The organism is Flexibacter flexilis DSM 6793, from assembly GCF_900112255.1.
Classification (GTDB): domain Bacteria; phylum Bacteroidota; class Bacteroidia; order Cytophagales; family Flexibacteraceae; genus Flexibacter; species Flexibacter flexilis.
Genome location: NZ_FOLE01000027.1, coordinates 1 through 4,470 on the forward strand (window position 1 = coordinate 1; position 4,470 = coordinate 4,470).

A 4,470-nucleotide genomic window follows, 5' to 3' on the forward strand; every position below is an offset into this window, starting at 1 on the left:
GTGCAAAAACTAATGAGGGTTTGGAAATTGGCGACGTTCTTGGCGTGGCCTGTTTCGGATGTAGATGCCATAAAAAGACAAGTGGGTTTTTAAAATTAAAATAAATTGGTTTTTAGTTTGACGAAAGTAAGAATAAAAAGGAAAATATACAAAACCCCACCCCTAACAAAAAACCTCCGTAAGAAAAACCCCACCCCGACGAAAACCTCAATTAATAAAAACCCCATCTCAACACAACCCCACCCCTGACCCCTCCCCAATGGGGAGGGGAATAAAAAAAGATGCACCCATGAAAAAGACACACGCAAAAATAGACACGCATTGAAATACGTGTCTATGGGGAAATTATAACAAATGATACAGGTGTTTAAAAGAATATGCACAGCAGCGCGTATATATCGACGAAAACCTCAATGAACAAAAACCCCACCCCTAACCCCTCCCCATTGGGGAGGGGAATAAAAAAAGATGCATTGAATAAAAAAGACGCACCCATGAAAAAGACTCACGCAAAAAAGACACGCATTGAAATACGTGTCTATGGGGAAATTATAATGTGCCAATAAAAACCACCCGTATTTAGGAGCGTTTGCGCTTGGGTTTGGCCACGAAAAATAAATCGGCAGTGTATTGCTCATAAAGCCCAAATAGAAATTCCATTCGGTTGGCTTCCGTCGTGAATGGCTGGGAACGATAGGCCAAATCTACGGCTTTATCCAAATTCTGATGGGCTTTGACTAAGTCGGGCGGCATGGTCAGCGGGTCGTATAAATCGGCCAAACTTGAACCACCCCGTTCTGCGGACAGCCCTCCATCGGAAGGGAGCTGAAAACTTGCCCGAACGTCTAATACCTTTTGCGCTGCCGCTTCAATGGCTTTGATTTGCTTGTCGGTGGGGTTTTGCGGCCAAGGATAATTGTTGTAAACAATACTTGCCGAATAACGATAATCACTTTTCAAGCGGCCACAAATGTACTTTACCCAAGACATGTGCATTATTGAAGTCAAAATGCCAAAATGAAAAAGTGTTGCGTTAGGTAAAACATACAACTGATTTGAAGCTATAATATTTGGCGAAAGAAAAGCAATCGGAATGTATTTTCTGTTTACTGACGAAACTGTCGGAAATGCTAAATAATTTGTTTTCGGTTGCCGCACTTCTGCAAAAAGCGTTGGTGTGTACGCAAGCTTTTTTGTATTTGCTCTATCGCTATTTGAACGCCATTTCTTAACAGCTTCAACACGTTCTTTTATTTTACTATTACCTTTAATATCGCTTGGTTCTGCTTCTGCAAGCCACAAACAATAACGCTTTTCTGAATGTAGTAACTCTCGCCCACCAATAAAAGGTTTAATCAATTTTTCAGAACTTTTATTTTCAGAAATAATTTCTTTTCGTTCCTCTTCTGACAACGTATAGTTTCCATCATCTAGCGCAAAACTGCCATAAATAATTTCAGAAACCTTACTAATTGGCGACTTCCTATTTTCAACTGTAATATCTTTACCTTCTACTAAAAACGGATTGATATTTTTTGCTTTTATTTCGTGCGGCTCGCCTTTTATATTTTCATATTCAAAAATTCGTTTTTCATTTTTGCTGTCGAAGTTGGCAAAACCTACAATAATAACATGAACAGCTGCATTTCCTTTTGCTTCGTTACTCCAAGAAAATGTTTGATGAGCAAAATGAATTTTGATATGATATTTATTGAAAAGAATTTGCCATAAAATGCCAACTTGTTCGCCTTGTGAAATGGAATTAGTAGAAACAAAAGCTACTTTGATATCTGTTTTTTGAATGAATTGAGCTGCTTTTATGTACCAAGCCGTTACATAATCTAAAATGCCACTTCCTTTAATGCCCGAAAAAACAAATTCCATGTCTGATTTTTGGTTTGCGTTTTGTTCTTTTTTACCAAGAAACGGCGGGTTTCCTATGATATATGAAAGTTCGTTTTTGGATACAACACTTTCCCAATCTGTACGCAATGCGTTTCCGTGAATAATTTTAGCACTTTTCTTTAGTGGTAAACGGGCAAAATATTGTCCAAATTCATTGCTGATGCGCATGTTCATTTGGTGGTCGATGAGCCATAAGGCTACTTGTGCAATTTGTGCGGGGAACTCCTCGTATTCGATGCCGCAAAATTGGTCAACATCCAGCCAAATGATGTCCTGAATCTGGGTCGCCATTTGGTTTTTGTATTGGGTGCGTAGAATTTCGAGTTCGAGCAGTCGCAATTCTCGGTAAGTGATGACCAAAAAGTTACCGCATCCGCAGGCAGGGTCAAGGAATTTGAGGGTGCTGAGTTTTTTATGAAATTCGGCGAGTTTGTTTTTATTGTCTTTGACGGCGTGAAATTCAGCCCAAAGTTCATCCAAGAAAAGGGGCTTGATGAGTTTGAGGATATTGGCTTCGCTGGTATAGTGTGCGCCCAGATTTCGCCGCTCCACGGGATTCATGACGCTTTGGAACATGGAGCCGAAAATGGCAGGGGAAATTTTGCTCCAGTCGATGTAACAACATTCGAGCAAAGCGCGTCGCATTTTGCTGTCGAAACTGGCGGTCGGTAATATTTCTTCAAACAACTTTCCGTTGACATAGGGGAAGTCTGCGAGTTGTTCGTCAAGGTTTTTAAACCGTTTTTCTTTGGGGGTGTTGAGGACTTGGAAGAGTTCTTGGAGCTTGGCGGCCAAGTCGCTGCCGTCTTCGTTGGTTCGTTGCTCGATGTATTCCTGAAACTGTTGTTTATTGAAAATAGTGGTGTCTTCGGCAAACAATACGAAAAGGATTCGCACCAAATAGACTTCGAGCGGGTGTCCGTCATAACCAATCTCTTTTAGGCTGTCGTGGAGCTTTCCCATGAGTTCGGCAGCCTTGATGTTGGCGGGGTCTTGTTCCTTGTACTCCTTTTTTTGGTATCCGAGCAAGTACCCGAAATGCTGGACATTATTGACCAGTTCGGAGATTTGAAATTCAAGGGTCTTGTCTTCTTCGAGATCGTAGAGCCTGAAAATTTCAAAATCAGAAATAAGAATATATTTGGGTAATTCGTGTTGCTTTAGCCCATGGGTATATTGTATGGCTTGTTGGTAGGCTTTGTCAAGGTTTTTGCCGCGACTTTTCATTTCGATGAGGATAACCCCTTTCCAAAGCAAGTCGATGTATCCGCTCGCGTCATCAAGTTTTTTGACACGGTGCTCAAATGTTCCGATTTTTTTGCGTGTAATGCCAAAGACATTAAAGAAAGCGTCTAAAAAGGGTTTGGCATCCGCTTCTTCGTTGGAAGTATTAGCCCATTCTTTGGAAAATTCGACAGCTCTCGTTTTGATTTCGTTCCAGCTTAATGCCATAATAGAAGTGCGTTATAATTTTAAATAAAATGAAAGACAATTTTAAAACTTTGCAAAATATAGGGTAAGCGTAAGAATAGCAAAAATAAGGTGGGTGAAGAAGCCTTCAGCGGAATTAACTTTGCAAATGCAAACCCTTTTAATTCCTTGCGTGGCCACGCTTTTATTGGACGAAAATAGAAGCCTCAAAGACCTGCAAAATTTCATGCAAAACGACCCTGCTTTGCTGGAATTAGGCAAAAAAAGTCCCTTTCCTGCCCATCGCCATTTCTTTGAAACGGCCTTTTTGAACAAAAGTTACGAGCATACCAAAACGGGAATTTACACCAGAATCCAGTCATTGCTCAACAACGACGGTTTCTATCGCGCCACCACTGGCCGCAGCACCATGCACTTGGAAAAGGCCATCAATGAAGGCAAAATTATTATCGTGCGCTTCACCAAAGACAAGGGCGAAGAAGCCAGTCGCGCCTTTAATAAGCTGCTGATTGCCAGACTACAAAGCATTGTGTTGGGCAGAGCCGACCAGCCCAAAGAATACAGAAAACCTTGCTTTTTGTTTATTGACGAGTTCCAAAATTACCTGAGTCCGAGCATCGGCCTGATTCTGGAAGAAAGCAGAAAATTTGGCCTACATTTGGTCATTGCCAACCAAAATTTAGGACAAATCACAGACACAAGGCTTTTGCGTACCATTTTATCCAACACCTTTACCAAATTGGTGGGGGCAAATGGTTTTAAGGATTTAAAAGATTTTGCTGCTGAAATTGGGGTGAAAACCACACAGTTACAGCAATTGCCGCCTTACAAATTCTACTGTAAATCAGGCAGTCAGCCCGCCTTTGTGTTTGAGCCTGACACTTTTTTGATTGGGCATCAGCCGCCCTTCTTTTTGGACAAAAAACAGGCAGGGCAGTTGAAAGAGTATCTTTTGCAGCAATCGGGACAATACCAAGACCCCGCTGCGCAGGCTTCATCTGCGGAGATTGCAAAGGCTGTTCCTGCTCAAAAATTAGCTCCCAAGTATCCCTTTTAATTTTGTATTTGACCATGGACATCAAACCTTCCCAGCAGTTAATTTTGGAATACTTGGCAAAGTGCAAGTTTTTGACC

At 41.3% G+C, this 4,470-nt stretch carries 2 protein-coding genes; one reads left to right on the plus strand and one right to left on the minus strand.

Annotated elements, in window-relative coordinates:
* Positions 1 to 579: 579 nt before the first annotated feature.
* Positions 580 to 3,357, minus strand: a complete 2,778-nt coding sequence (locus tag BM090_RS17950) for a DNA methyltransferase (RefSeq protein WP_091517039.1) — start codon at positions 3,355 to 3,357, stop codon at positions 580 to 582.
* A gap of 127 nt (positions 3,358 to 3,484) precedes the next feature.
* Between BM090_RS17950 and BM090_RS17955 the strand changes: the two genes are divergently transcribed.
* Positions 3,485 to 4,393 carry a type IV secretory system conjugative DNA transfer family protein gene (locus BM090_RS17955; RefSeq protein WP_091517041.1) on the plus strand — a complete coding sequence of 303 codons (909 nt, stop codon included), beginning with the start codon at positions 3,485 to 3,487 and terminating at the stop codon, positions 4,391 to 4,393.
* Positions 4,394 to 4,470: the final 77 nt, after the last annotated feature.